This window comes from Bradyrhizobium sp. AZCC 1719 (assembly GCF_036924525.1).
In the GTDB taxonomy this organism is placed as follows: domain Bacteria; phylum Pseudomonadota; class Alphaproteobacteria; order Rhizobiales; family Xanthobacteraceae; genus Bradyrhizobium.
The window spans coordinates 3,406,038-3,432,467 of the sequence record NZ_JAZHRU010000001.1 but is presented as its reverse complement, the minus strand read 5'-3'; the positions used below and the strand labels follow the sequence as shown (position 1 = coordinate 3,432,467).

The window sequence follows — 26,430 nt, the reverse complement described above, 5'->3', positions numbered from 1 at the left end:
ATTAGTTCAGTGCCGGGCTCCACTTTGTTTGAGCCGTTCTTGACGCGATCCCGGTCCCTTCCGGATCGCGTCTGAGCGGGTGCTCGCCAAGAACGAAAAATGGCCCCTCGCGGGGCCATTCTCTTTGTTTTGCGGGTCGCTGCGTTCGAAAAATCTCAGCTATAGATCTCGAACAGGCCGGCGCCGCCCTGGCCGCCGCCGATGCACATCGTGACGACGCCCCACTTGGCCTTGCGCCGGCGGCCTTCCTGCAGGATGTGGCCGGTGAGACGCGCACCGGTCATGCCGAAAGGATGGCCGATCGCGATCGAGCCGCCATTGACGTTGTACTTCTCCGGATCGATGCCGAGCTTGTCGCGGGAATAGAGGCACTGGCTGGCGAAAGCTTCGTTGAGCTCCCAAAGATCGATGTCGTCGATCTTCAGGCCATGCCGCTTCAGAAGTTTCGGCACGGCGTAGATCGGACCGATACCCATCTCGTCCGGCTCGCAGCCCGCCGCCGCCCAGGCGACGAAGCGGCCCATCGGGTTGAGGCCGCGCTTCTCGGCATCCTTGGCTTCCATCAGAACGACCGCTGCCGCGCCATCCGAGAGCTGGCTGGCGTTGCCGGCGGTGACGTACTTGCCCGGGCCCTTGACCGGCTCGAGCTTGCCAAGGCCTTCCATCGTCGTGTCGGGACGATTGCACTCGTCGCGGTCGACGGTGTAGTCGACGATGCTCTCCGCCTTGGTCTGCTTGTCGACCACCTTCATCTTGGTCTTCATCGGGACGATTTCGTCCTTGAACTTGTTGGCCTGCTGGGCGGCGGCCATGCGGCGCTGCGATTCCAGCGAGTACTCGTCCTGATATTCACGGCTGAGCTTGTAGCGCTCGGCAACGATATCGGCGGTATCGATCATTGCCATGAAGATATCGGGCGCGACCTTGAGCAGGTCCGGATCGATCGATTCCTTGGGCGAGCCGCCGCCCGGGATCGAGATGCTCTCGACGCCGCCGGCCACGATGCAGTCAGCTCCGTCAGAGCGGATCGAGTTGGCGGCCATCGCGATGGTCTGCAGGCCGGAGGAGCAGAAGCGATTCACCGAGACGCCGCCGGTCGACTTCGGCAATCCCGCAAGCAGCGCGGCCTGGCGGCCGATATTCGGCGCGCCATGCGCGCAATTGCCGAGATAGCAGTCCTCGACATACTCCTTGTCGACGCCGGCGCGCTCGACGGCGTGCTTGATGGCGTGAGCCGCCATCGACATCGGCGGGGTGATGTTGAACCCGCCGCGGCCGGACTTCGCCAGCCCCGTACGTGCATAGGAAACAATGACAGCTTCACGCATTTGAAAGACCTCCCTTTGATGCGATCCAGTATGGACTGGAGCCGCGGCGGTGTGTAGCGAAAACCCGAATTCCGGCCGGCGGAACAGAATGAATCCGCAAACCGGCTCGAGGCCGGGATTTGCACACCGTTTGTCCTTCGGCAAGGTCGCGTTTGGCTTCCCGCCGCGTTAGGCCGATGCGCGACGCTCCAGCTATTTCACTAAGCGAAATTGACCTTTGGAGATCGCCGCGCGAAGGCAATCAGGACCAAGTCAGGGGTGCGATGGTAAGGGCGTTCGCCGCGTGCTCGGGGCGATCATCGCCCTCTCCGTGCCAATCGTGGTCGGCGGCTATCTGCTGGTGCGCCCCTCACAACGCCGGCTCAGATATGCTGCGCCATGATCCGGCCAGGCCGCGCATCCGGGCGGGGCTCGATATCGACCGACCACAGGTCGCGGTTGTCGACGTCCTTCAATGTCACGGTCATGACTTCGGTCTTGCCGTCGATGTCGACGCGGCCGAAAAACTGCAAGCCGTAACAGGGGGCGAGATTTTCGCCGCTGCACCCCTTCTGGAACATCGCTTTCGGGCCGAACGTATTGTCGAGCGGGGCCGGCGCCCAGGTGCCAGCATGCAGCGGGCCGGAGACGAATTCCCAGAACGGCTCAAAGTCCTGATAGATCGCGCGGTTCGGATCATAGAAATGGGCCGCCGTGTAATGCATGTCGGCGGTCAGCCAGACAATGTTGCGGATGCCGGCGCGCTTCATGAACGACAGCAAATCGGCAATCTCATGCTCGCGGCGCTCCGGCGGGCCGTCGCCGAGCGCAATTGCGTCCTCGCTGATCAAGCCGATCGGCATGTCGGCGGCGATCACCTTCCAGGTGGCGTCGGAAGCCACCAGTTCGCGCTTCAGCCAGGCCAGTTGCGCCGCGCCGAGGATGCAGGTGTCGCTGTGGTCGTCATGCCTATTAAAAGTGGAATCGCGGTAGCTGCGCATGTCGATCATGAAGACATCGAGCAGCGGGCCGTAGGCGATCTTGCGATAGATGCGGCCGTCTCCCTGTGCGGGTGTCGCGCGCATCGGCATGAATTCATGGAACGCGCGGCGCGCCCGCGCCACCAGATGCGAGGTGCCGTCCGCGGCATAGCCGCTCGCGTCGGCCGTGCCGACCGGCGCCCAGTCGTTCGTCACCTCGTGATCGTCCCATTGCGCGAACAAGGGCACGGCGGCATGAAAGGCGCGAAAATTCGGATCGAGCCAGTTGTATTTGTAGTTGCCGCGGAACTGCGCGAGGGTTTGGGCGACGACAGACTTTTCCTCGGTAACGAGGTTTCGCCAGACCCCGCCATCGGGCAGCTTCAGTTCCCGCTCCACCGGGCAGTCGGCATAGATGTGATCACCGCAATGGATGAAGAAGTCCGGGCGGTTGTCGAGCATAGTCCGGTAGGTCTGCATGCCGCCGCGGCTTTCGTCGATGCCCCAGCCCTGCCCCGTGGTATCTCCCGACCAGGCAAATGATACGCTGCTCCGTGTGGTGGGTGCGGTACGAAAATGCCCGACCTGCGCCTCGCCGGCGATCCCCGGCTCGCTTTCAAACCGCACGCGATAGAAAATATCCTGCCCCGGCGTCAGTCCATCGAGCAGCACCTTCGAAGTGAAGTCGGCATCCGGCAACGCATCGGCAGAAGCCGTACCAATGATGGTCTTGAAATCTTCGCTGGCTGAACATTCGACCTGCATCCGCGCCGCGCGGTCGGCGCGCGCCCAGACCACCGCGGAATTGGCCGAGACGTCGCCCGATTGAATGCCGCTGGTGATGAGCGGCCGATCCGCGGCGCGGCTGAGGTAGGGTCTGGCGAGGCCGCCGAAACCAGCGACGGCGAATGTCGCGGCGGAGCGGACCAGCCATTGACGCCGCGTCAGGGCGGGCTTGGCGCGAATCGCAATCGGCATCGAACACCCCTCGTCGAATCACGACGAAGGTGTGCCCGAGCAATTTGAATGCTGGCCGAAGGTTTTGCGACAGGTGGATGAAGGTGCGAAATCGTGGAATTGTAGGGTGGGCAAAGCCAACGGGTCGCGCGAATGCGCGCCCGATGACAGGCTCCGCGTGCCCACCATTCACGAACACGACTGTGGACAGATGGTGGGCACGCTTCGCTTTGCCCACCCTACGGCAGCTCCGATTACTCTATCGCTGCCAGTCGCAGATGCCGCCGGACTTGCACGGCCAGGTCTGGATCCGCGTGTCGCGGGCCTGGGCGTCCAGCGGATTGGTATGGCGGCGCGCCTGCTTGGTGCTGACAGCAACGCGCGGCTTCTGCTGCACACGCTCCTGCACGACACGAGTCCTGGGTGCAGCAGTCTTGGGTGCAGCAACCTTCGGCGCAGCGGCCTTGGGCACGACCACGCGCTCCGTCTTCACCGGCTTGCGATCGGTTCTGGCCTCGATCCGGACCGGCGCAAATTGCGTCGGCGGCCCGAGCCGCTTCGGCGAGAGCAAGGCCTTGGAAGGATCGAGCTCGAGAAGTTCGCCCGCGCGATATTCGTCTGCCAGCGCGGCGCTGCCCGACATCAGGAGCCCCATGCAAAGTGCTGCGGCAATAGCGTTTTTCAGGACCATCGCAGGCCTCCTGAAATCAACCCAAAGAATTAAGAACAGCCGACATGTAGGGCGCCGGCCGGACAATTCCAGCCGTTCCCGCCCTCCCGGTCACCGATGACTGAGCCCAGCCGTGAGAAACTTCACGTGCCGGATGAACAGCCTCTATTCGGCCGCCTGCGCCACCGGCTGAACGATCGCCGCTTCCAGCCGCGTGCACTCCGCACGGTATTTCGCGACATTGGCTTCCTTGACATGGCCATAGCCGCGAACAAGTTCCGCTGATTTCGCCAGCGCCACCAGACGCGGCCAGTCATGCGGCTTGGCCCTGTCGAGATGGCGGAAGATCATAGCGGAATATTCGCCCGGCAAGGCCCGCTCCATCCGACGCTCGGCTGAGTAGCCGAACGGATCGAATGCAGTCCCGCGCAGGAACTTGAAGCGGGTCAAGATGTCGAAGGCGCGGAATATCCAGGAACCGAATTCGCGCTTGCGCAAATGCCCGGTCAGTCGATCGCGGGATGCCAGCAGCGGCGGCGCGAGGCTGACCTTGACGCCAGGGTCACCGTCGAACTGCTCCTTCAGCGCTTTTGCAAACTCGCCGTCGGAATAAAGCCGGGCGACCTCGTATTCGTCCTTGTAGGCCATCAGCTTGAACAGGCCCTTGGCGAAAGCCTCGGTCAGTTCATGCGAGCCCGGCGCGGCCTTGGCTTCTGCGGCGCGGACGCGCTCGACGTCGGCGAAGTAGCGCTTCGAGTAGGCCTCATTCTGATAGTCGGTCAGGAACCTGGCGCGGAACGCGATGCTTTCGTCGAGCGTGCGCCGGACCGGCGCCGCGCCCGAACTCTTGAAGCGTGCGGCGCTGACGACGCGCGGCAGATCGTGCGCCGCGAGCCGGCCCCAGGAGAACGCGAGCTTGTTCATCTCGATCGCCGCGCCATTGAGGTCGATTGCCTTCATGATCGCTTCCAGCAACAGCGGGATCGCCCCGCGCTGGAACGCAAAGCCGAGCATGAAGGCGTTGGTCGCGATGCTGTCGCCCATCAGCGCGGTGGCAAGCCCGGTCGCATCGAGAATGTCGAGGTCGGAGGCGCTGACCGCCTCGTTGAGCGCGTCCCGCATCGTTCCCGCCTCGAAATCGATGTCGGGATTGATGACGAAGCTCGCGGTCGGCAAGAGGTCGGCATTGACGATCGCCCGTGTCACGCCACGCTCGGCCCGGCTCAGCGCGGGGATGCTGGTGGCGACCACGATGTCGCAGCCGAGGATGAGATTGGCGCCGCCGGGGGCGATGCGGACGGTCGAGAGATCGTCAGCCTGCGGTGCGATGCGGACATGGCTCATCACCGCACCGTTCTTTTGCGATAGGCCTGTGAAGTCGAGCGTCGAGCACGCCCTGCCCTCGACATGGGCGGCCATGCCGAGCAGCGCGCCGATGGTGATGACGCCGGTGCCGCCGATGCCGGTGACGAGGATGTTGTAGGCGCCATCGAGCGCGGGGACTGCCGGCGTCGGCAGATCGGCAAACAGCGCCGAGGGATCAGCCGCCGCGCGGTCGGCTTTCCGCAAGCGTCCGCCATGCACCGTGACAAAGCTCGGGCAAAAGCCCTCGATGCAGGAAAAGTCCTTGTTGCAGTTCGACTGGTCGATCCGACGCTTGCGGCCGAACTCGGTTTCCAGCGGCTGCACCGAGACGCAGTTCGAAACGGAAGAGCAGTCGCCGCAGCCTTCGCAGACGCGTTCGTTGATGAAGACGCGCTTCGGCGGATCCGGATAGAGCCCGCGCTTGCGGCGCCGGCGCTTTTCCGCGGCGCAGGTCTGGTCATAGATCAGGACGGTGAGGCCCTCGACCTCGCGCAGCTCCCGCTGCACTGCGTCGAGTTCGCGGCGGTGATGAACGGTCGCGCCGGCGGGAAAATAATTCGCCGGATATTTCTCGGGATCGTCGGAGACGATGACAAGGCGCTTGGCGCCCTCCGCCGAAACCTGGTGCGCGATCTGCGATACCGAAAGCCCGCCTTCGGCCGGCTGGCCGCCGGTCATCGCGACCGCATCATTATAGAGAATCTTGTAGGTGATATTGACGCCGGCGGCGGCCGCGGCGCGGATCGCGAGCAGGCCGGAATGGGTGTAGGTGCCATCGCCCAAATTCTGGAACACATGCGGCTCGCTGGTGAACGGCGCCTGCCCGATCCAGGTGACGCCCTCCGCGCCCATATGCGAAATCGTCTGCGTCCGGCGGTTCGGCACCGATAGCGCCATGCCGTGACAGCCGATGCCGGCCATCGCGCGGCTGCCCTCGGGGATCTTGGTCGAGGTGTTGTGCGGGCACCCCGAGCAGAAATACGGCGTGCGCTGCAGCTTTGCGGAGCCGACGCCATCCGAGGGACGGTCGAAGGCTTCGAGTTTTGCGAGACGCTGCTCCAGCGCCGGGCTGCGATGACCGAGTTTTCGCAAACGCGCCACGACGGCCGCCGCCACCATGGTCGGCGTCAACTCGCCTTCGCTCGGCAACAGCATGGCGCCACTCTCGTCACGCTTGCCGACCACCGAAGGGCGCCTCGCGGCATCCACGTTGTAGAGAATGCGGACAAGCTGGTCCTCGATAAAGCCGCGCTTCTCCTCGACCACCAGCACGTCCTGCAGGCCTTCCGCAAAGGCGCGCGCGCCGGATTCCTCCAGCGGCCAGGTCAGCGCCACCTTGTAGATGCGCAATCCAAGCGCCTGCGCTTCGGTATCGGTAATGCCGAGATCGGCCAGCGCCTGCCGCAGATCCAGATAGGCTTTGCCGGTCGCCATGATGCCGAGCCGCGCCGGCTTTGAATCCAGCACGATGCGGTCGAAGCGATTGACGCGCGCGAACGCCGCGACCGCCTGCATCTTCGGACCGTGCAGCCGCCGCTCCTGTTCCATCGGTGCATCGGGCCAGCGGATCGAAAGCCCGCCCGGCGGCATCTCGAAATCGTCGGGCGTGATGATCTTGATGCGATCGGGATCGCTGACGATCGAGGCCGAGCTTTCGACCGTCTCGGAAATCGCCTTGAACCCGACCCAGCAGCCCGAATAGCGCGACAGCGCAAAGCCCAAAATGCCGAGATCGAGATAATCCTGCAGCGTCGCCGGGTTGACCACCGGCATCAGCGCCGCCGCGAACACCTGCTCGCTCTGGTGCGCCAGTGTCGAGGACTGGCAGCCATGGTCGTCGCCGGCCAGCGCAATCACGCCGCCATTCGGCGAGGTGCCGGCGGAGTTCGCATGCTTCAGCGCATCGACGGAACGGTCGACGCCGGGACCCTTGCCATACCAGATGCCGAATACGCCATCGACCTTGGCGCCCGGGAACATGCCGACCTGCTGGCTCCCCCACACAGCGGTAGCCGCCAGGTCCTCGTTGAGACCCGGTGAGAACTCGATGTCATGCTGCTTGAGGAACGTTTTGGCGCGCCACAGCGCGTGATCGTACATGCCGAGCGGCGAGCCGCGATAGCCGGAGATGAAACCTGCGGTATTGAGCCCCTGTGCGCGATCGCGTTCGCGCTGCAACATCGGCAATCGGACCAGCGCCTGCGTACCGGACAGAAAAATCCGTTTCGCATCCAGACGGTACTTGTCGTCCAGTCCCACTTCCATCAACGCCATTCGTCCGCTCCCCGTCACGTTCCGCCGGTTATTTGAACCGGTCTAATTGCGAACACCATGCACCGATTTTGCTATGCGTGCCCAGCGTGAATTCATGGCCGCAGGGCATATCTCGCCCGTGTTGTGGATCGGCCGGGCCTCTTGCGGGAGCCCGCCTTCTTTGAAACGCTCGGGAATTAAAGGGAGACGCCAGCGATGACAGAACCGGCCTTCAGAACCGAGATATTGGAGAGCGGCAATCTGCTGGTGGGGCCGTGGCGGAGTCCGAGGCAGATGCTCCACGCGCAGGTCTATGATTCGCACGCCTCGATCCACGACGATGCGACCGCGCAGAAGCTCGGCTTTCAGGGCGGCACCATCGAGGGACCGACCCATTTCAGCCAGTTCGCGCCGCTGTGTGAACGCATCTGGGGCCAGGCCTGGTTCGAAACTGGCTGCCTGTCAGCGCACTACCGCAATCCCGCCTTCGAAGGCGAAGAAGTGCAGGCCAACATCGAGAAACCGAAGCCGGGGCAAACGACTTGCGCGATCGGCATGACCAAGCGCGACGGCACCGAGATTTTGCGCGGCACTGCTTCCGTCGGCGACGTAATGGAAACGGCGCTTTCCCGGCGGCTCGGCGAACTGAAGCCGCTCGCCGATCCCGTCATCCTCGCCGATCTCAAGGTCGGCATGAAGACCGGCCGCCAGATGGTGAAAATGGATTTCGACCAGCACATGGGCGATCTCTATCCGTTTTCGCTTGAGCAGAAGCTGAAGGTGATCACCGAACCATCGGCATATTATTCCCAGGAGCTCAATCCCTGGGGCCGCGCGATCATCCCGTTCGAAATGCTAAGCGTGCTGTTTCAGTACCGCGCCCGCGAGGACCGGCTGCCGGTCCGCGGACCCGCGGTCGGGCTGTTCGCGGATCAGGAGATCCGCCTGCTGCGCGGGCCGCTATTCGTCGGCGAGAACTATGCAACCGAACGCGAGATCGTCGCGCTCAGCGGCAGCCGCCGCACCGAAAGCGTCTGGATGCGCACGACCGTGTTCGCAATGGACGATACGCCTGTCGCCACCATGCTGTTGAACATGGCGAGCATCAAGGATTCCTACGCCAACTACGAGCAGGAGCATAAAGCGCTCTATGGGTAGGTGAGCCCGAGCCGACAACGAGCCCTGTTACAAAGAGGTACTGCAACAGTACCCGATCCCGGGAGTGGAACGAGATGCGTCTGAAAGATCGTGTCGCCATCGTCGTCGGCGCCGGCCAGAGCCCGGGCGAAGGCATCGGCAATGGCCGCGCCACCGCGCTGACCTTTGCGCGCGAAGGCGCCAAGGTGCTGTGCGTCGATCACAATCTGCAATCGGCGCAGGAGACGGTCGACATGATCGCCGAGAGCCACGGCGTGGCGGCAGCCTTCAGAGCCGATGTCACCAAAAGCGCCGAGCTCAAGGCGATGGTGGCAGACGCACAGGCACGCTGGGGCCGCATCGACGTGTTGCACAACAATGTCGGCGTCAGCCTCGCCGGCGGCGACGCCGAACTGCTCGAGATATCAGAGGAAGCGTTCGATCGCTGCGTCGCGATCAACCTGAAGAGCTGCGTGTGGGCGGCCAAGCACGTTATCCCGATCATGCGCGCGCAGCGAAGCGGCGCCATCATCAACATCTCCTCGATGGCCGCGATCACGACTTACCCTTACGTTGCCTACAAGGCGACCAAGTCGGCGATGATCGCCTTCACCGAACAGCTCGCCTACCAGAACGCGCAATACGGCGTCCGCGCCAACGTCATCCTGCCCGGACTGATGAACACGCCGATGGCCGTCGACACCCGCGCCCGCGAATTCAGAAAGAGCCGCGCCGAGGTCGAGGCCGAACGCGACAGCAAGGTGCCGCTGCGCCAGAAGATGGGCACCGGCTGGGACGTCGCCAACGCCGCGCTGTTCCTCGCCTCAGACGAAGCGAGTTTTATCACCGGCGTGACATTGCCGGTCGACGGCGGCGCCAGCGTGCGGCGGGGATAAAGGCGCAGGCACCTCAATCCTCATGGTGAGGAGCCGCGTTAGCGGCGTCTCGAACCATGTGGCCCGGCTGGTGCCATTCATCCTTCGAGACGGCGCTTACGCGCCTCCTCAGGATGAGGTCTGGGAGAGCGCACGTAGCAAATAACGTATCCCCATCCCCGCACGTTTACCTTTGGTTAGTAACCTTCTCTTAAGGGTTGCACCGATTTGGGCGGTCTTTTTGACGCCCGTGCTCACGCGACCTGCGCCGGCGTCATTTGTTTTTGGCCCACGCGCGTGATTCGACAACATCGACCAATTCCAATGACACGATGATGTGACAGCGCATCGTCGCTTGTCGAAATCCCGTCTCGTTGCGGTCGCACGAATTTCATGTGCGCTCGCTATGAGGCGCCACAAGAATTGTGGAAGCCGAGGCACCATGAACGAAGAATTCGACTACGACCTGACGCCGTCCCAGTGGGAAACGTTGAAGGCATTGCGCACGCCAGCATCACGGCTGCCGCGCATGAGCCGCGCCACGATCGACGGCCTGATCGCGCTCGAACTCGCCGTGATGCACGGCGATGCACCCGCCATTACGGCAAAGGGACGCAAGGTGCTGATTCGCGGCTCGTCGCTGCTGCTGCAGGATCTGGCGGCGTGATTCGGGTGCTGCGCAGCGCGCCGCTTGCGGCGTGGTGCGCTGCTGATCCGGGGTCCATACGCCGCGGGAGTGGGTCCCGGCTCTGCGGAGCAGCGTTACACCCTGCGCCGCGTCCGGGACACGGAATACTCACACCGGCCTCTCCTCATCCGTCACCGGCGAGGTGATCACCAGGAACACCAGATCGACCAGCCCGGAATTCGAGATCGCATGTTCGACTCCGGGCGGCAGGAAGATGAAGTCGTGCTTGCGCACCACATGGTTCTTGCCGGCAATCTCCATCAGCCCCTCGCCTTCGAGCACATGGTAGATCTGCTCCTGCACGAGGTGCTTGTGGCGCGCGACATGGGCCATCGGCTGGTACATCGAGATGCGATAGTCGATGTGACGGGAGCCCGCGGTCTCCGGCATCACCAGCGGTTTTGACAGCGCGCCGCCAAAGTGATTGGGGAATTCGCGCCACGGCACTTCGGCGATGTTGCGGATGAAGGCGCCGTTGTTTTCTGGAGCCATGATTGCCTCCTTTGCCGGTCAGATCACTAGCGCCCCGCCATCGATATAGACGATCGATCCCGTCGCAAAACCGTTCGCCATGAAGCTCAGAATTTGCCGCGCGATGTCCTCAGCCGCACCGACGCGGCCGACCGGCAGCGCCGCCGCCGTTTTCGCCAGCATGTCGCGCCGCGCCTCTTCCGGCATGGCAGCGCGGATCGGGGTGTCGATCACGCCCGGCGAGACCGCATTGACGCGCACCGGCGCCAATTCCAGCGCGAGCGCCCGAGCCAGTGATTCCAGCGCACCGTTGGCGGCGCTGACGACTGCCGAATTCGGCCGCGGACGGACACTGAGAAAGCCCGAGACCAGGGTCAGCGAGCCGCCGGCGCGGATTTCGGCCTCGCGCGCGACCCGCCACGCGCCCCAAAACTTGCCTTCCATGGTGGCGCGCACATCTTCCATCGCCACCGTCTTGAACGGGCCGGTGCGAAGCTGCGCCGCCGTAACCACGACGTGATCGATCGGGCCGCAACGGCGGAACAGCTTTGCCACGCTATCATCGCTGGTGACGTCGGCGGGAATCGCGATCGCGTTCAGCTTCTCCGCCACCTGGTCGAGCTTTTCGACATTGCGGGACGCAATGATGACGTCGGCGCCCTCGCGCTTCGCCATCTCCGCGGTCGCCAGACCGATGCCCGAGGAACCACCGACGACGATGACTTTCTTGCCTGCAAGCAGCATGTGATTTTCCTCGAAGTGAGATCAGGCGGGCTGGTAGCGCGTGCCGATGCCGGCCTTGCTCTGTCCAAGCCCGGGCAGTTCCCACACACCCGCACCGACCGGATTGATGTCGGCGGCGATATCGACGTCGATCAGATACGGTTTGTTGGCGGCGATGCCTTTGCGGATGGCCTCGCCGAGATCGCCGGCGCGATCGACCCGCACGCCCTCGACGCCACAGGAACGCGCCATCGCGGCAAAATCGGGATTGTAGCGCTCGCCGGTGTTGGGATCGTGGAAATCGGTCGCGAGCTCGCGGCCGCCGAGATAGCCGCGCTGCAGCCCGCGGATCGAGGCGTAGGCGTAGTTGTTCCAGACCACCCAGACCACGGGCAGATTGTATTCCACCGCCGTGCCCAGCACGTTGGCGTGCATGAAGAACGCGCCGTCGCCGCACACCGACACGCAGGGACGATCGGGTGCGGCAAACTTCGCGCCCATCACGCCGGCAACGCCAAAGCCCATCGGGCCGAACCCCATCGAGCCGATCAGCGAATCCGGCCGCCGCGGCTTGCAGAAGCCGAGCAGCCAGTTGTGATGCACGCCGATGTCGCTGACGAGGATCGCATCCTCAGGCAGCGCCTTGTCTATTTCGAGCGCGGCGCGCTGCGGATTGATCGGCGTGGTGTCGTCGGAAAATCCGGGGGCGACGAACTTGTCCCACTCTTTCCGATAGCCATCGATCTGCGAAAGCCACTTCTTGCGCGCGTCCAGCTTCTTCGAGAGATCGCCGCGGCGATCGAGCTCGGCGTGAACCTGCCGCAGGAAGGTGCGCACGTCGGCCATCAGCCCGAGCGCGACCGGATAGTTGCGGCCGATCTCCTCGGGATCGATGTCGACATGGATCAGCCGCGTCGGCGGAATGGTGAAGGAATAGCCCGGGATCCATGAGCTCGAGGTGCGGTCGTCGAACCGCATCCCCATGGCCAGCAGTACGTCGGCCTGACGCGTTGCATGGTTGGCCTGGTAGTGCCCGGCGCGCGCGACCAGCCCCAGCGCCAGCGGATGGTTGCAGTCGATCGCGCCGAGGCCGCTGGCCGAGGCCGCGACCGGAATCTGCAGCCGCTCGGCGAGCCGCAGCAGTTCCTCCGCCGCGCCGCCATAGCGCACGCCCTGGCCGACAATGATCGTTGGCCGCTCGGCGCCGAGCAGCATGTCGACGGCTTTCACCACGCCCTCCGGATCGGCGCCGCAGCGGCTCGATATATTGGCATTCCACTCGATCGCGTTCGGCGCCTCCTCGGCCGCCGACTCCATGAACACGTCGAAGGGCACGTCGAGCACCACGGGACCGGGGCGGCCCGTCGTCATGGTCTTCCAGGCCTGCCGCACCGCCAGCGGCACCATTTCGCCACGCGTCGGCTGGAACACCTTCTTGCAGATCGTGCGCACGGTGGACGGAAAATCAGCCTGATGATGCCGGTACATCTCCTGGAAGGCGCCGCGGTTGAACTGGCTGGTCGGCACGTTGCCGGTCACAGCCAGGAACGGCACGGAATCGAGAAAGGCGTTGGCGAGCGAGATCGGCAGGTTCGCCGATCCCGGACCGCAAGAAGTGAAAGTCGCCGTCGGCCGGCCCGAGACGCGGTAGTAAACGTCGGCCATGAAGCCGGCGACGCTCTCGTGATGCACCGAGATCGTCTGGATATCGTGGGAACGCTCATACAGCGCGTCGATGAACTGGATGTTGCCGTGGCCGCACAGGCCGAACACCTGCGGCACCTTCTCCTGGATCAGATAGTCGACGATGACCTGGGCGCCGTTGAGCATGTTACGCGACATCGACCACTCTCTCCCTGAGCCCAACGAATTTGCCTCCGCGTCTTTCCCTCGCGCGGTCGGCGGCCCCGCGAACCTATTTCTCATAATACTGTACGTCAATTGCTATTGTGGTATGGTTCGGATTGCGCCCCTCCGACCGGGGGATGCCATTGAAGGGCAAGGGCGGCCTGCTAGACTTCGCCTCGCCACCTGGAGAACTGATTCTGTGAAGCCGCGCACCAAGCCGAAGACGAGCGACAAGCCTGCAGGCCCACGCAAGGTTTCGATCGCAAGGCTGATGCCATCGAGCGAGCCCAATATCGACGACGAGGCCGAGGAGCGTGCACGCGGCGGCGTGCAGTCGCTCGGGCGCGCGTTTTCGATCCTGGAAGAAGTCGCGCGCCACCGCGAAGGCATTGGATTGGCTGATCTCAGCAAGCTGGTGGGCCTGCACAATTCCACCACCTTCCACCTCGCCAAGACGCTAGTCTCGCTCGGCTATCTCCGCCAGGAGCGCGATTCCAAGCGCTACCGCGTCGGCCGGCCGCTGTTTGCGCTGGCGGCAAGCGCGCTCGACGAAATCGAGATGGTCAATCTGGCCACGCCGATCCTGGAAGAGCTGTCGCGAGAGACCGGCGAGAGCGGTCATTTTGCCGTGCGCATGGGCGACGCGGTTGTCGTGATCGCCCGCACCAGCGGGGCTGGCGCGTTCCAACTGGCCGACCGCGTCGGCGTGGTGCGGCCGGCGCACTGCACCGCGCTCGGCAAGATCATGCTGGCCTCGCTCCGCCCGGACCAGTTGAAGCGCTTTCTCGAACGCGTCGAATTAAAACCCTCGACGAAAAAGTCGATCACCGATCCCGCCGTGCTGATGCGCGAGATCGCCGAAATCCGCCGCAACGCGATCGCCTTCGACGACGGCGAATACAACGCAGAAGTCCGCTGCGTTGCGGTGCCGGTGTATCATTTCACCGGCGAAGTGATCGGCGCGCTCGGCATTTCCGGCCCGATCTGGCGCATGACCGACCAGGTGGTGCAGAGCCGCGCCAAGCTGGTGCAATCGGCCGCCAGCCGGCTGTCGATCGAATTCGGCGCGCGGGGCCTGGCGAAATCCTCCTGATCCGATTGATCTAAATCCTCTCCGCACGGCAGAACGCGGCTGCGACGCATTTGGCGTTGACAGGAGCGACTGCGTCCGGAAATATCTTACAACAATAAAAGAACGTCTCTCACATTGTCGCATAAGCGGGAATCGGAGGGAGAACGTCGCGACGTACTCTCGGGGAGGAGATCAGTGATGACCCGCTACAGCCGACGTACTTTGTTGAAAGCCGGCGCCGCTTTTGCCGGCGTATCCGCTATCGGATCTCCCGCCATCGTTCACGCACAGGCCGCGCGAATAAAAATCGGCCATCTGGTGCCGCTGACCGGCTTCCTCGGCGCGATCGGCAGCTACGCCCAGTTAGGGGTGAAGATGGCGGCGGAAGAGATCAACGCGTCCGGCGGCATCATGGGCAAGCCAATCGACCTGATGTCGGAAGACTCGGTCAATCCCGCCACCGCCTCGACCAAGGCGCAACGCATGATCGAGCAGGACGGCGCCGTGCTCTTGTTCGGCGAAATCTCATCCGCCTCGTCGCTGACCATCATGCAGGTCGCCGAGCGCAACAAGAAAGTGTTCTTCTCGACCGGCGCGCGCTCGGACGCGCTACGCGGCAAGGATTGCAACCGCTACTCCTTCCATTGCGACATTCCCAATACGGTGATGGTCAACGCCGTCGGCACCGCGCTCAAACAGAAGGGCATGGTGAAGGGCAAGAAGTTCGTTACGCTGACGGCGGACTACATTTTCGGCCACGACCTCTTGAAGGCGGCGAAGGCCTTCTTCAGCGCCAACGACGCTACCCTGATCGGCGACGAGCTGATCGCGACAGACGTTACCGACTTCAGCCCGTATCTCCTGAAGGTGCGGCAGGCCAAGCCCGATGTCGTCTGCTGCAACCTCGCCGGCAACCAGGTGACCAATCTCGTCAAGCAATATGCCGAGTTCGGCTTCCCCTACCCGCTCGTCGGCTTCAACCTCAACACCGGCGACGCCTGGGCGATGGGCGAAGGCAATCTTTCCGGCACCTGGCCCACGGTCTGGTACCACACGCTCGACAATCCGGCGTCCAAGGCCTTCGTCGATGCCTTCAGCAAGAAATACGGCAAGCCGCCTGAAAACCATGCCTGGATCGAATACATCACACTGAAAATGATCGCGCAGGCGATCACCGAGACCAAGTCGACCGAGAGCGACGCACTGATCGGCTATTTCGAGAAGCAGACGCAGTTCGACATCATGAAGTCGCGCAAGGCGTATTTCCGATCCTGGGACCATCAGCTCGTCCAGGAAGCCTATCCGTTCACGGTGAAGCCGAAGGGCGAGATGAAGGACAAGTGGGACATGCTGGTGCTCGGCGAGGCCGTGCCGGCCGCGGGCGCCGACCTTGAATCGATCTACCCGACGAAGACGCAAAATCCCTGCAACATGAAGGCATAGAGCATGATCCGGCGTCATAAACCCTCATGGTGAGGAGCGCGAAGCGGGCGTCTCGAACCATGAGGCCCCGCCTGTGGCCTACATCCTTCGAGACGCCCGCTTCTAGCGGGCTCCTCAGGATGAGGGGTTTGATCAGTTATGACGCAGTAGAAGCCCGATACGGGTGGACACGCTGGCGCTAACGGCGCCGTCTTTTTTTCAAGCGCGTTTTAAGAGTCGCGGATCGCAGATGCAGTTTGGATTCCTGCTTGAACAGGTGGTGAATGGCCTGGTGCTCGGAGGCTATTACCTCCTGATTGCGCTTGGGCTGTCGCTGATCTTCAGCGTCGGCGGCATCGTCAACCTCGCCCATGGCGCGTTCTATGCGCTCGGCGCCTACATTTCCGTCGAGATCACGAAATATCTCGGCTTCGGGTCGGCGGTGGTGCTGTCGCCGGTCGCCGTCGCGCTGCTCGGCATTCTCTTCGAGCGCTTCATCCTGCGAAGGTTCTACGACGCCGATCCGATCCTGAGCCTTTTGGTGACGTTCGCCCTCGCCATGGTGACCGAACAGGCGATCCGTATCATCTGGGGCGCGCCGCCGATATCGGCCGCGATCCCGCAGGCGCTTCGCGGCTCGGTGTTCCTCGGCGATTTCCTGTTCTCGCGCTATCGCTTGCTCATCCTCGCCGTCGTCGCTGCAGTCCTGCTCGGTGTCTGGCTGCTGCTGCATAAGACGTCGTTCGGCCGCGTGGTGCGCGCCGGCATCCAGCGGCCGGACATGGTCGCCGCACTCGGCATTCGCCTGCAGCCCTACATGACCGCGATCGTCATGCTGGGCGTCGGCATGGCCGCGCTCGGCGGCGCCTTCTTTGCACCGATCACGATCGTGCATCCAGCGATGGGCGCCGAGATCATCACCGTCGCCTTTGTCGTCGTCGTGATCGGCGGCCTCGGCAGTTTTTGGGGCGTGGTGATATCCGCTCTTCTGGTCGGTGTCGTCAGGGGCATCACCATCCACTTCGCACCGGCCGCCGGTGAAGCCTCGATCTATGTGCTGATGTTCCTGGTGCTCATGGTGCGGCCGCGCGGGCTGCTCGGCGAACGTATCGAGAAGTTCGAATGATGATGCCTGCCGCCAAATTTCGTCCGCTGCTGCTGGCCGCGCTCGCCGTCATCGTGCTGCCGTTCGGCCTCCATCTGCTCGGCCTGTCACTCAACACCGGCACCATGGTGGTGGCGCTCGCCATTGCCGCGATGGGGCTCAACCTCTGCATCGGCTACACCGGGCTGGTCTCGTTCGGCCACGGCGCCTGGTTCGGCATCGGCGCCTATGCGTCGGGACTGATCCAGCGCAACTGGTTCAACAACGATATCTTCCTGCCGCTCGCGCTGGCGGCGATCGTCGTCGCCGTCATCGCGACCTTCGTCGGGTTCGTCATTTTGCGCCGGCGCGGCGTCTATTTCTCGCTGCTGACGCTGGCGCTGTCGGCGCTGACCTACACCATCGCTTTTCGCTGGACCGCGGTAACTGGCGGCGAGGACGGTCTCGGCGGCCTGAAGCGGGGCAGCCTTGGCCCGTTCAGCCTCGACAACGCGCTCAACTACTACATCGTCGTCTCCGTGCTCTGCCTCGGCGTGCTTTATCTCCTGCTGCGGCTGGTGCGCTCGCCGTTCGGCCATGTGCTGATGGCGATCCGCGAGAACCAGTTGCGCGCCACGTTCCAGGGCTATCCGGTCGAGCGCTACAAGCTCGGCGTCTTCGTGATCTCGGCGGTCGTGACCGGCTTTGCCGGCGGGCTGATCGGCTTCCAGAATTATCTGGTCTCTGCCGAGGCCGTCTCCGTCCCCTTCTCAGGCGAACTGCTCGCCATCGTCGTGATCGGCGGCATGCGCAGCATGCTGGGGCCGGCGATCGGCGCGCTGTTCTTCATCCTGTTCCGCGAGTTGTTTTCAATCTGGACGCCGAACTGGCTGCTCTGGTTCGGTCTCGTCTTCGTCGCCTTCGTGCTGTACTCGCCGGGCGGTCTCGTCGGCATCTGGGCGACACTCGCAAAGCGCTGGTGGCCACCGCCGGAAGAGTCCGCCGCCATGAGCAGGCGAAAAATCTACCAAGGCCTGCCTTTGCCGGCTTTCCTGCGGCCGAGAGCGCTCGAGGGCACCGTGCTCGACGTGCAAGGCGTCTCAAAGAGCTTTGGCGGCATCCGCGCGGTGGCCGATGCGAGCCTCACCGTCGGCGCGGGCGAAATCCACGCCTTGATCGGGCCGAACGGTGCGGGAAAAACCACGCTGTTCAATCTGGTCTCCGGCCTCTATCCGACCGACAGCGGCACCATCAAGCTGAACGGCCGCGAGATCCAGGGCGTGCCGTCGGAGGCGATCTGCCATCAGGGGCTGGCCCGCTCGTTCCAGATCACCAACCTGTTCAAGGGCCTTTCGATCTACGAAAATCTCCGCCTGTCGCTGCAGGCGCAGAGCCCGGGGCGTTTCGACCTGTGGCGCGACATCGACCATTACAGGGATATCCACGCCGAGACGGCGGAGCTGATCAAGTTCCTTGGCCTCGAAGGCATCGAGACTATCGAAGGTGGTGAACTGTCCTATGGCGGGCAGCGGCTGGTCGATCTCGGGATTGCGCTCGGCTCCAAACCGCAGGTGCTGTTGCTGGATGAACCGCTCGCCGGGCTGGCTGCCGCCGAGCGCGAGCGCGTCTCGAACCTCGTCAAGAACATCGCCGCCAACATTCCGGTCCTGATCGTCGAGCACGACATCGATCGCGTGCTCGGCTTCTCCCGCACCGTCACCGTGATGAACCAGGGCGAAGTGCTGATGACCGGGACGCCAGAGGCCGTGCGGGCCGACCGCAAGGTGCAGGAAATCTATACCGGCACTGGCGTGCCCGAGGTCGAGCACATCGCGAGCGAGCAGGCCCGCGACAGCACAGTCCCCATTCTGCGCTTCGAGCGCGTCAACACGTTTTACGGCAAGAGCCATATCCTGCACGACGCCACCCTCGACGTGCGCGAAGGTGAAATCGTTGCGCTGCTCGGCCGCAACGGCGCCGGCAAGTCGACGCTCCTAAAGACGCTCGCGGGCCTCGTGCCGCTGTCGTCGGGTACGATCGAGTATGCCGGCATGAACATCTCCCGCCTGCCCGCGCCCGAGATCGCGCGCGCCGGCATCGGCTATGTGCCGCAGGGCCGCGGCCTGTTCGCCGGGATGACGGTACGGGAAAATCTCTCGCTCGGGCATCTCGCGCGCAAGACCGACGGCAGCAACGGCGTGGTGTGGGACGAAGCGCAGATCCTCGACTATTTCCCGCGTTTGCGCGAACGCATGGACGTCGCGGCGGATTATCTTTCCGGCGGCGAGCAGCAGATGGTGGCGGTGGCGCGCGCGATGTCCGGCAATGTCAAACTCCTGCTGCTCGACGAGCCCTTCGAGGGGCTGGCACCGGCCGTGATCCTCGAACTGTTCAAGGTGTTCGACCGACTGCGGCAACACATCTCCATCGTGATCGTCGAGCACAATCTCGACCTGGTGCTGGCGCTCGCCGACCGCGTCTTCGCACTGGAACGCGGCGCGGTGTTCCATCAAGGACCGGCGCAACCGCTGCTGACGGATCTCGAATATCGCAAGAAGATTTTGTGGCTATGACTGCAACGCCCGTCATTGCGAGGAGCAATGACGGCTCTAAACTCTCCGGAGGCGACAATGCGATATCTCGTGAAGGCTATGTTGTCAGGTGTCATAGCGCTCTATGCGATCAGCGCCAGAGCCGCCGACAATCCGATGACCATCGCGGTATTCACCAAGAACCGCACCAACCCGGCCTATGAGGCCTTTCGTATCGCCTCGGACCAGATCGCCCGCACGACAGGCGTGAAGGTGATCCACCTTGTCCCGAACCAGCCCGACAACGTTGACGAACAAAAGGCCATGGTGGATCAGGTGCTGAAGGACAGGCCCGACGCCGTCATCTTCATCCCGGTCGATGACGTCGCCATGGTCGATTCCGTCAAAAGGCTCAACGACGCCAGAATCCCGATCGTGCTAGTTTCCAATCCGCTGCCCGGCAGCTTCGTCACTTATGTCGGCGCCGACGACTTCGAGATCGGATACCGCGAAGCGCGCTATCTCTTCGAAAAGCTCGGCGGCAAAGGGAAAATCGTCGTCATCGAGGGAACGCCGGCGGCGCCGACCAATCGCGAACGCGTGCGGGGCTACCAGCGTGCCTTCGCTGAATTTCCCGGCATCCAAGTCTTGGGATCGGGGATCGGCAATTACCAGCAGCCCGACGCCCGGCGCGTGATGGAAAAGTTTCTTTCCGAGCACAACGAAATCGATGCGGTGCTGTCGGCCAATGACACCATGGCGCTGGGCGTGCTCGAAGCGCTCAAGGCCGCCAACCGGACGGCGACCGTGATCGGTATCAACGGCATTCTTCCCGCCGTGAAGCAGATCGAAGCCGACGGGATGTTAGCCACCGTCGACTTCAACATGTTCAAGATCGGCTGCACGGCGACGCGGGCGGCGGTGCGTCACCTCAAGAAGGAGCCGCTACCGGATAAGGTGATGCTGCCGGCGGAAGTGATCGACAAGACCAACTACAAGGCTTGGCTGGTGCCGGTCGACCAGCGGACCTGCCCGGAATGGAGTGACGTGGCGCGCTGATTGCGGCAACCGCGCGTTCACGAAAGCAGCGAATCCTCCTCCGGCCTCGTCCGCGCGATGATCTCCGCGGCGCCCTTGTCGAGTAACTCGAGCCCAACCGCACGGCCGAGCTCGCGAGGGCGATCTGTCGCGCCGGTCCGCGACACCTCGATAAAGCGGTCGCCGGCTTCATCCAGCACGGCGGCCGTCAGCGTCATCTCATGGTCCGCCAACGTCGCGTGGCCGGCGATCGGCGAGTTGCAGTGGCCGTTTAAAACCCACAGCACTTCGCGTTCGGCCTCGGCGCAGAGGCGCGACGAGGCGTCCTCGATCCTGGCGAGCCGGCCGCGCGTGACCCAGTCCTTTTCGACGCATTCCACTGCGACGATGCCCTGCCCTACCGCGGGCAGCATTTCGCGAACCGAAAAGTCATGGACGATGCGCGATGCCATTCCGATGCGTTCGAGCCCTGACCTTGCCATCACCAGCGCATCCGCCGGTCCCACCTCGCCGCCATCGGGAAGCCGCTGCTTGTCGCCGCGATCGAGCTTTGCGACGCGGGTATCGGCGGCGCCGCGGAAATGGATTACGGTGGCCTCGGGGAACAGCCGGCGCAGATAGGCGGCGCGGCGCACCGCATTGGTGCCGATCTTGAAGCCTTTACCTTTCGATGCGCGAAACACATCCAGCGAAAGGCCCGGACGCAGCACCAGCGCGTCGTTGGCCGGATCGCGCGGCAGGGTCGCCGCGATGATCAGGCTAGGGGTCTCCTCGTTGCCGGGAACGTCCTTGAGCGAATGCATCGCCGCCTGCAATTCTCCGCCGCGCATGGCCTCGCGAATTTCGGCGACGAAGGCGCCGCCCTTGCCGCCGTGGCGCAGCAGCTTACTGGTCTGGTCCTGGTCGCCGCGGGTTTCGAACTTGACGATCTCGACATCGAGCGCGGGATCGGCCGCGCGCAGCAGCCGTGCGATCGCTTCGGTCTGCGCCAGCGCCATCGCGCTCTTGCGCGTGCCAATCTTCAAGGTCTGTCCTGACACAAGATCTCCGTTCGAACGTAAGCCACCGGCTGTCGTTTCCAGCCGGTACGGGATAGAACAAGCGGCCCACCAGAACAATGACTTTGGCCGGCAGCGGAACGCGTTGCCGCCTGTGTGGGCAGGGCGTGCCTATCGGCTCCGATGGTGCCGGGCTGCTATACCAAAACGCAGATTGTGCGCCGCAGCACCATGAATAGATTGCGCTCCGCAAGAGGATTTTTCGTTGTCCGATACCAGTGCCGATGCCTTGGCCGCTTCAGGCCACCGCCCGATGGGCTTCCCGGAATTCGTAATCGTGATCGCGTCGATCATGGCGCTGAATCCGCTTGCGATGGACATGATGTTGCCGGCGCTGCCGGACATCGCGTCCGCCTTCCACATCACTTCAGTCAACCGGCCGCAGATGGTGCTGTCGATCTTCCTGGTCGGCTTCGGCGTCGGGCAGTTCGTCATGGGCCCCTTATCCGACCGGTTCGGCCGGCGGCCGGTCCTGCTCGGCGGCATGGTCGTCTACTGCGCTGCCGGCCTGCTCGCGATCGCCGCCCCATCGTTCGAGACGTTGCTGCTGGCACGCGCACTGCAGGGCCTCAGCACCTCGGCCACGCGTGTGATCGCAACCTCAATCGTGCGCGACTGCTATGCCGGCCGGCGCATGGCGAGCGTAATGTCGCTGGCGATGATGATATTCATTGCGGTGCCCGTGGTCGCCCCGGCCTTCGGCCAGGCCGTGCTGCTACTGACGCAATGGCGCGGCATCTTTATCGTGCTGACGCTGTATGGCGTGGTGGCGTTGATCTGGAGTGCGCTGCGCATGCCGGAGACGCTGCCGGTCGAAAGGCGCAGGTCGCTCGCCGTCGGCGAGGTGTTCGATGCGTTCCGCCAGACGCTGACCAACCGCCAGACGCTGGGTTATGCGCTGGTCGCCGGCGGCGTATTGGGTTCGCTGTTCGCGTTCGTGTTTACGTCGCAGCAGGTGTTCACCGAGATCTACAACCTCGGATATTATTTTCCGGTTGCGTTTGCCGGCGTCGCGGTCGGAACCGCCATCGCCGGCTTCGTCAATTCCCGCCTCGTCGGCCGCCTCGGCATGCGCGTGATCTCCCATGCTGCGCTGCTAGGCTTCGTGGTCATCGCCGCAACCATGCTGGTGGCGGCGAAAATGCAGATGCTGCCGTTGCCGCTGTTCATGGTGCTCTCGGTATCGATGATGTTTGCGTTCGGCTTGATGATCGCCAATTTCACCGCGCTCGCCATGGAGCCGCAGGGCCATATCGCCGGCACCGCTGCGTCGCTGTACGGCTCGATCACCACCCTGCTCGGCATCGGCATCGGCGCCACCATCGGCCAGGGCTACGACGGCACGCTGGTGCCGTTCGCGACCGGCTTCCTGCTCTGCACGCTGGCCGCGCTCGCGGTGGTGCTGGTGGTGGAGAAAGGCCGGCTGTTCAGGCCGCACGTCTTGAAGGTGTGACGAGCATGGCGGATACCTGCCCTGCGCTGGGCGTTATCTCGCGAAGCTGATAACAATTGCTCACATCGCCTTCAGTTTCAGGAATTGGAAGATGGATAACCGCAGTAGCATCTGGCGTGGCGTCGACACCATCAAGCCGCGCTTCACCGCCCTAAGCGACCGGGTCTGGGCGATGCCCGAGATCTGCTACACCGAGGCGCGATCTTGCGCCGAACATCTCGCCGAGCTGCGTCATCAGGGTTTCCGCATCACGGAGCAGGTCGCAGGCATTCCTACCGCCCTGATGGGCGAATGGGGCGAAGGCGGACCCGTGATCGCCTTCCTTGGCGAATATGACGCCCTGCCCGGCCTCAGTCAGGCGGCTGGCGTGGCGGAACCGCGGCCGCTGCAGGCCGGCGGCCATGGCCATGGTTGCGGCCACAATCTGCTTGGTTCCGCCGCCCTGCTCGCGGCCACCGCCGTGAAGGATTGGCTAGCCGAGCACAAGGCGCCGGGGGGCGCGTGCGCTATTACGGCTGCCCCGCGGAGGAAGGCGGAGCGGCAAAGACCTTCATGGTGCGATCGGGCGCCTTCGACGACGCCGATATCGCGATCACCTGGCACCCCCACAGTTTCTGGGAAGTGGTGGTGACCCCCTCGCTCGCCAACACCCGCGCCGATTTCATTTTCACAGGGCGCACCTCGCATGCCGCGGCCTCGCCGCATCTCGGCCGCAGCGCGCTGGATGCGGTCGAGCTGATGAATGTCGGCGTCAACTACATGCGCGAGCACATGCCGAGCGATGCCCGCGTCCATTACGCGCTACTCGATACCGGCGGCATCGCCCCGAACGTGGTGCAGGCCCATGCGCGCGTACGCTATTCGATCCGCGCCCGCGATTTGCCCGGCATGAACGAACTGGTGGAACGCGTCCACAAGATCGCACAAGGCGCCGCGTTGATGACCGAAACGAGTGTGGAGATGCGGATCATTTCCGCCGTCTCCAATTTGCTGCCCAACACCCCGCTCGAACAGGCCCTTCACGGCATCATGGAGGAACTCGGCCCGCCACATTTCGACGAGGCCGACAAGGATTTCGCGCAAAAAATCCGCTCGACGCTGACCGAGAAGGATATCGCCGCCGTCTATCATGCGATCGGCATGGAGCCGACCGACCGGCCACTGGCCGATTTCATCGTGCCGCTTGACGCCAAGCGCAACCCGCTGATCGGATCCACCGATGTGGGCGACGTGAGCTGGGTCGTGCCGACCGTTCAGGTTCACGCCCCGACCATTGCCATCGGCACCCCCTTGCACACCTGGCAGGTGGTGGCACAGGGCAAGAGCCCGCACGCCCACAAGGCGATGGTGCAGGCCGCCAAGGCCATGGCGGGACTCGGCGTCAGGGCGCTGACGGAACCGGACCTGATCGCCGCCGCCAAGGCCGACCTGAACAAGCGCACCGCCCGCACCCCCTATGTCAGCCCGCTGCCGGACAGCGTGGCACCGCCGCTGGACATGTCGCTCGTCTGACCAAGCGAACAAATTTGGCGCACAGAAAAGGCCGGATTGCCGAAGCCGTGTGCGGTGCAAAGACTTTTTGCCCAAACGACGACCATTGAACCGTTTGCGTTCAAACGATGCGCAATCTACCCTCCGCCGGCCGCGGCCCGCGGGTCCGGCCACAACCAAACGAAAACCAGACGGGGACAACGATGCTGGACACTGAACTCAAAGCCATGATCGACGAGGTGAAGGACGGGCGCATGGATCGCCGCGGCTTCGTTCAGCGCATGCTTGCTTTCGGTCTCACCGCACCCATGGCCACGCAGATTCTGGCCGTTGGCGGCGTAGCCATGGCCGAAGGCCCCTCCGTCTACAAGCCGACCAAGCGCGGCGGCGGCGGCGCGCTGAAGCTGCTCTGGTGGCAGGGACCGACCTTGCTGAATCCGCATTTCGCCACCGGCACCAAGGACCAGGACGGCTCGCGCCTGTTCTATGAGCCGCTCGCCTGCTGGGATCCGGACGGCAACATGAAGCTGGTTCTGGCCGCCGAAATTCCCTCGCTGCAGAACGGGGGCCTCGCCGCCGACGGCATGTCGGTGACCTGGAAACTCAAGCCCGGCGTCAAATGGCACGACGGCAAGCCCTTCACCGCCGACGACGTCGTGTTCAACTGGGAATACGCCCGCGATCCCGCCACCGCCACCGTGACCATCGGCGTTCACCGCGATATCACCGTGGAAAAGGTCGACGACCTCACGGTCCGCATCCTCTTCAAGAAGCCGACACCGTTCTGGGCCGATGCGTTCGTCGGCGCTCCCGGCAGCATCATCCCAAAACACCTGTTCGCGGAATATAAAGGCGCCAAGTCCCGCGAGGCGCCGAACAACCTTTCGCCGGTCGGCACCGGTCCCTACAAATTCGTCGAGTTCAAGCCGGGCGATGTGATCCGCGGCGTGCTCAATCCAGACTACCATATGCCGAACCGCCCCCACTTCGACACCGTCGAGATGAAAGGCGGCGGCGATGCGGTCTCGGCCGCGCGCGCCGTCATCCAGACCGGCGAGTATGATTTCGGCTGGAACATCCAGGTGGAAGACGACGTCCTGCTGCGCCTGGAAAAGGGCGGCAAGGGCAAGACCGTCTATGCGGTCGGCGGCGACACCGAATTCATCGCCCTCAACTTCACCGACCCCAACACCGAGGTCGACGGCGAGCGCTCCTCGATCAAGACCAAGCACCCGCTGCTCTCCGATCCCGCGGTGCGCAAGGCACTCTCCATGCTGGTCGACCGCGAGGCCGTCAAGAAAGTCATCTACGGCCGCGCCGGACGCGTCACGCCCAATTTCCTCAACGGCCCCGAGAAGTTTGTTTCCAAAAACACTAGCTGGGAATTCAGCATCGAGAAGGCGTCCAAGCTGCTGGAGGACGCGGGCTGGAAAGTCGGCGCGGACGGCATCCGCGAGAAGGACGGCAAGAAGCTGAAGCTTCTATACCAGACCGCGATCAACGGCCCGCGCCAGAAGACCCAGGCGATCGTCAAGCAGGCCTGTCAGAAGGCCGGCATCGACGTCGAGCTGAAATCGGTGGTCGCCTCGGTGTTCTTCTCCTCCGACGTCGCTAACCCCGACACCTACGCCAAGTTCTATGCCGACCTCGAGATGTTCCAGATCCCGATGAGCCAACCCGACCCGGCCCAGCACATGCGCCGCTATCATTCGCGCAACGTCGCCACCAAGGAGAACAAGTGGCAGGGCGTGAACTTCCCGCGCTGGGTCAACAAGGAATATGACGCGGCGATCGACGCCGCCGAGGCCGAGACCGACATGGTGAAGCGCGCCGCTCTCTACATCAAGGCCAACGACATCATGATGCAGGACATCGTGTTCATCCCGGTGATGCACCGCCTGAAAGTGGAAGCTGCCGCCAATGCGCTGCGCCCGGTGGTCAGTGGCTGGGCCAACGAGACCGACAATCTATTCGACTGGTATCGGGAGGCGACGGGCTGATCGCGAA

The 26,430-nt window shown here is 63.7% G+C and carries 18 protein-coding genes and 1 pseudogene; 11 read left to right on the top strand and 8 right to left on the bottom strand.

Going from position 1 to position 26,430, the window contains the following annotated elements:
- Positions 1–155: 155 nt before the first annotated feature.
- From V1292_RS16095 to V1292_RS16080, 4 genes are all read right to left on the bottom strand, one after another.
- Positions 156–1,328 (bottom strand): thiolase family protein, encoded by a 1,173-nt coding sequence (locus V1292_RS16095; RefSeq protein WP_065744609.1) that lies wholly within the window; start codon positions 1,326–1,328, stop codon positions 156–158.
- Positions 1,329–1,690: 362 nt separating this feature from the next.
- Complete coding sequence (locus V1292_RS16090; protein WP_334373706.1) at positions 1,691–3,265, bottom strand: alkaline phosphatase D family protein; 1,575 nt, start codon at positions 3,263–3,265, stop codon at positions 1,691–1,693.
- Positions 3,266–3,503: 238 nt separating this feature from the next.
- The gene (locus V1292_RS16085) at positions 3,504–3,935 is read right to left on the bottom strand and encodes a hypothetical protein (RefSeq protein ID WP_334373705.1); all 432 of its coding nucleotides are present in this window, start codon (positions 3,933–3,935) and stop codon (positions 3,504–3,506) included.
- A 144-nt stretch (positions 3,936–4,079) separates the two neighbouring features.
- Positions 4,080–7,571 (bottom strand): indolepyruvate ferredoxin oxidoreductase family protein, encoded by a 3,492-nt coding sequence (locus V1292_RS16080; RefSeq protein ID WP_334373704.1) that lies wholly within the window; start codon positions 7,569–7,571, stop codon positions 4,080–4,082.
- A gap of 177 nt (positions 7,572–7,748) precedes the next feature.
- Between V1292_RS16080 and V1292_RS16075 the strand changes: the two genes are divergently transcribed.
- The 3 genes from V1292_RS16075 (at position 7,749) to V1292_RS16065 (ending at position 10,211) form a co-directional block, all read left to right on the top strand.
- Positions 7,749–8,690: a hypothetical protein gene (locus V1292_RS16075; protein WP_334373703.1), complete on the top strand. Its 942-nt coding sequence runs from the start codon at positions 7,749–7,751 to the stop codon at positions 8,688–8,690.
- 74 nt (positions 8,691–8,764) lie between these two features.
- Positions 8,765–9,565 carry an SDR family NAD(P)-dependent oxidoreductase gene (locus tag V1292_RS16070; protein ID WP_334373701.1) on the top strand — a complete coding sequence of 267 codons (801 nt, stop codon included), beginning with the start codon at positions 8,765–8,767 and terminating at the stop codon, positions 9,563–9,565.
- Between the two features lie 421 nt (positions 9,566–9,986).
- Positions 9,987–10,211: a hypothetical protein gene (locus V1292_RS16065; RefSeq protein WP_334373700.1), complete on the top strand. Its 225-nt coding sequence runs from the start codon at positions 9,987–9,989 to the stop codon at positions 10,209–10,211.
- 129 nt (positions 10,212–10,340) lie between these two features.
- On the opposite strand, the gene V1292_RS16060 is transcribed toward V1292_RS16065, so the two are convergent.
- The 3 genes from V1292_RS16060 to V1292_RS16050 are packed head-to-tail and all read right to left on the bottom strand — an operon-like array spanning position 10,341 to position 13,268.
- Positions 10,341–10,724: a cupin domain-containing protein gene (locus tag V1292_RS16060; protein ID WP_334373699.1), complete on the bottom strand. Its 384-nt coding sequence runs from the start codon at positions 10,722–10,724 to the stop codon at positions 10,341–10,343.
- Positions 10,725–10,742: 18 nt separating this feature from the next.
- Positions 10,743–11,447, bottom strand: coding sequence for an SDR family oxidoreductase (locus tag V1292_RS16055; RefSeq protein WP_334373698.1), 705 nt, complete (start codon positions 11,445–11,447; stop codon positions 10,743–10,745).
- A gap of 21 nt (positions 11,448–11,468) precedes the next feature.
- Positions 11,469–13,268: a thiamine pyrophosphate-binding protein gene (locus tag V1292_RS16050; RefSeq protein ID WP_334373697.1), complete on the bottom strand. Its 1,800-nt coding sequence runs from the start codon at positions 13,266–13,268 to the stop codon at positions 11,469–11,471.
- Positions 13,269–13,473: 205 nt separating this feature from the next.
- Between V1292_RS16050 and V1292_RS16045 the strand changes: the two genes are divergently transcribed.
- The 5 genes from V1292_RS16045 to V1292_RS16025 all read left to right on the top strand — a co-directional run bounded on the left by V1292_RS16045 (position 13,474) and on the right by V1292_RS16025 (position 20,442).
- A complete protein-coding gene (locus V1292_RS16045) occupies positions 13,474–14,367 on the top strand; it encodes an IclR family transcriptional regulator (protein ID WP_334373696.1) in 894 nt (297 codons plus the stop codon).
- Between the two features lie 177 nt (positions 14,368–14,544).
- Positions 14,545–15,789: an ABC transporter substrate-binding protein gene (locus tag V1292_RS16040; RefSeq protein ID WP_334373695.1), complete on the top strand. Its 1,245-nt coding sequence runs from the start codon at positions 14,545–14,547 to the stop codon at positions 15,787–15,789.
- 229 nt (positions 15,790–16,018) lie between these two features.
- Entirely contained in the window at positions 16,019–16,894 is an 876-nt protein-coding gene (locus tag V1292_RS16035) for a branched-chain amino acid ABC transporter permease (protein WP_057843407.1), read from the top strand.
- On the top strand, positions 16,891–19,425 hold the full coding sequence (locus V1292_RS16030) for a branched-chain amino acid ABC transporter ATP-binding protein/permease (protein WP_334373694.1): 2,535 nt from the start codon (positions 16,891–16,893) through the stop codon (positions 19,423–19,425). The genes V1292_RS16035 and V1292_RS16030 overlap by 4 nt, the downstream gene beginning before the upstream one ends.
- Positions 19,426–19,482: 57 nt before the next feature.
- Positions 19,483–20,442 carry a sugar ABC transporter substrate-binding protein gene (locus tag V1292_RS16025; protein ID WP_334373693.1) on the top strand — a complete coding sequence of 320 codons (960 nt, stop codon included), beginning with the start codon at positions 19,483–19,485 and terminating at the stop codon, positions 20,440–20,442.
- 17 nt (positions 20,443–20,459) lie between these two features.
- Here V1292_RS16025 and hemC read toward each other — a convergent pair whose 3' ends face one another.
- Positions 20,460–21,446, bottom strand: a complete 987-nt coding sequence (hemC, locus tag V1292_RS16020; RefSeq protein WP_334373692.1) for a hydroxymethylbilane synthase — start codon at positions 21,444–21,446, stop codon at positions 20,460–20,462.
- A gap of 238 nt (positions 21,447–21,684) precedes the next feature.
- Between hemC and V1292_RS16015 the strand changes: the two genes are divergently transcribed.
- The 3 genes and pseudogenes from V1292_RS16015 (at position 21,685) to V1292_RS16005 (ending at position 26,423) form a co-directional block, all read left to right on the top strand.
- Positions 21,685–22,932, top strand: a complete 1,248-nt coding sequence (locus V1292_RS16015) for a multidrug effflux MFS transporter (RefSeq protein ID WP_334373691.1) — start codon at positions 21,685–21,687, stop codon at positions 22,930–22,932.
- 91 nt (positions 22,933–23,023) lie between these two features.
- Positions 23,024–24,444 (top strand): annotated as a pseudogene (locus V1292_RS16010) (M20 family metallopeptidase).
- Positions 24,445–24,626: 182 nt separating this feature from the next.
- Positions 24,627–26,423 carry a peptide ABC transporter substrate-binding protein gene (locus V1292_RS16005; protein WP_334373690.1) on the top strand — a complete coding sequence of 599 codons (1,797 nt, stop codon included), beginning with the start codon at positions 24,627–24,629 and terminating at the stop codon, positions 26,421–26,423.
- Positions 26,424–26,430 lie beyond the last annotated feature (7 nt).

Bases quoted from the DNA above. Each gene is read 5' to 3' on its own strand.
- V1292_RS16095 (WP_065744609.1), bottom strand. From the start codon at position 1,328: ATGCGTGAAGCTGTCATTGTTTCCTATGCACGTACGGGGCTGGCGAAG.
- V1292_RS16090 (WP_334373706.1), bottom strand. From the start codon at position 3,265: ATGCCGATTGCGATTCGCGCCAAGCCCGCCCTGACGCGGCGTCAATGG.
- V1292_RS16085 (WP_334373705.1), bottom strand. From the start codon at position 3,935: ATGGTCCTGAAAAACGCTATTGCCGCAGCACTTTGCATGGGGCTCCTG.
- V1292_RS16075 (WP_334373703.1), top strand. From the start codon at position 7,749: ATGACAGAACCGGCCTTCAGAACCGAGATATTGGAGAGCGGCAATCTG.
- V1292_RS16070 (WP_334373701.1), top strand. From the start codon at position 8,765: ATGCGTCTGAAAGATCGTGTCGCCATCGTCGTCGGCGCCGGCCAGAGC.
- V1292_RS16065 (WP_334373700.1), top strand. From the start codon at position 9,987: ATGAACGAAGAATTCGACTACGACCTGACGCCGTCCCAGTGGGAAACG.
- V1292_RS16060 (WP_334373699.1), bottom strand. From the start codon at position 10,724: ATGGCTCCAGAAAACAACGGCGCCTTCATCCGCAACATCGCCGAAGTG.
- V1292_RS16055 (WP_334373698.1), bottom strand. From the start codon at position 11,447: ATGCTGCTTGCAGGCAAGAAAGTCATCGTCGTCGGTGGTTCCTCGGGC.
- V1292_RS16050 (WP_334373697.1), bottom strand. From the start codon at position 13,268: ATGTCGCGTAACATGCTCAACGGCGCCCAGGTCATCGTCGACTATCTG.
- V1292_RS16040 (WP_334373695.1), top strand. From the start codon at position 14,545: ATGACCCGCTACAGCCGACGTACTTTGTTGAAAGCCGGCGCCGCTTTT.
- V1292_RS16035 (WP_057843407.1), top strand. From the start codon at position 16,019: ATGCAGTTTGGATTCCTGCTTGAACAGGTGGTGAATGGCCTGGTGCTC.
- V1292_RS16030 (WP_334373694.1), top strand. From the start codon at position 16,891: ATGATGATGCCTGCCGCCAAATTTCGTCCGCTGCTGCTGGCCGCGCTC.
- V1292_RS16025 (WP_334373693.1), top strand. From the start codon at position 19,483: ATGCGATATCTCGTGAAGGCTATGTTGTCAGGTGTCATAGCGCTCTAT.
- V1292_RS16005 (WP_334373690.1), top strand. From the start codon at position 24,627: ATGCTGGACACTGAACTCAAAGCCATGATCGACGAGGTGAAGGACGGG.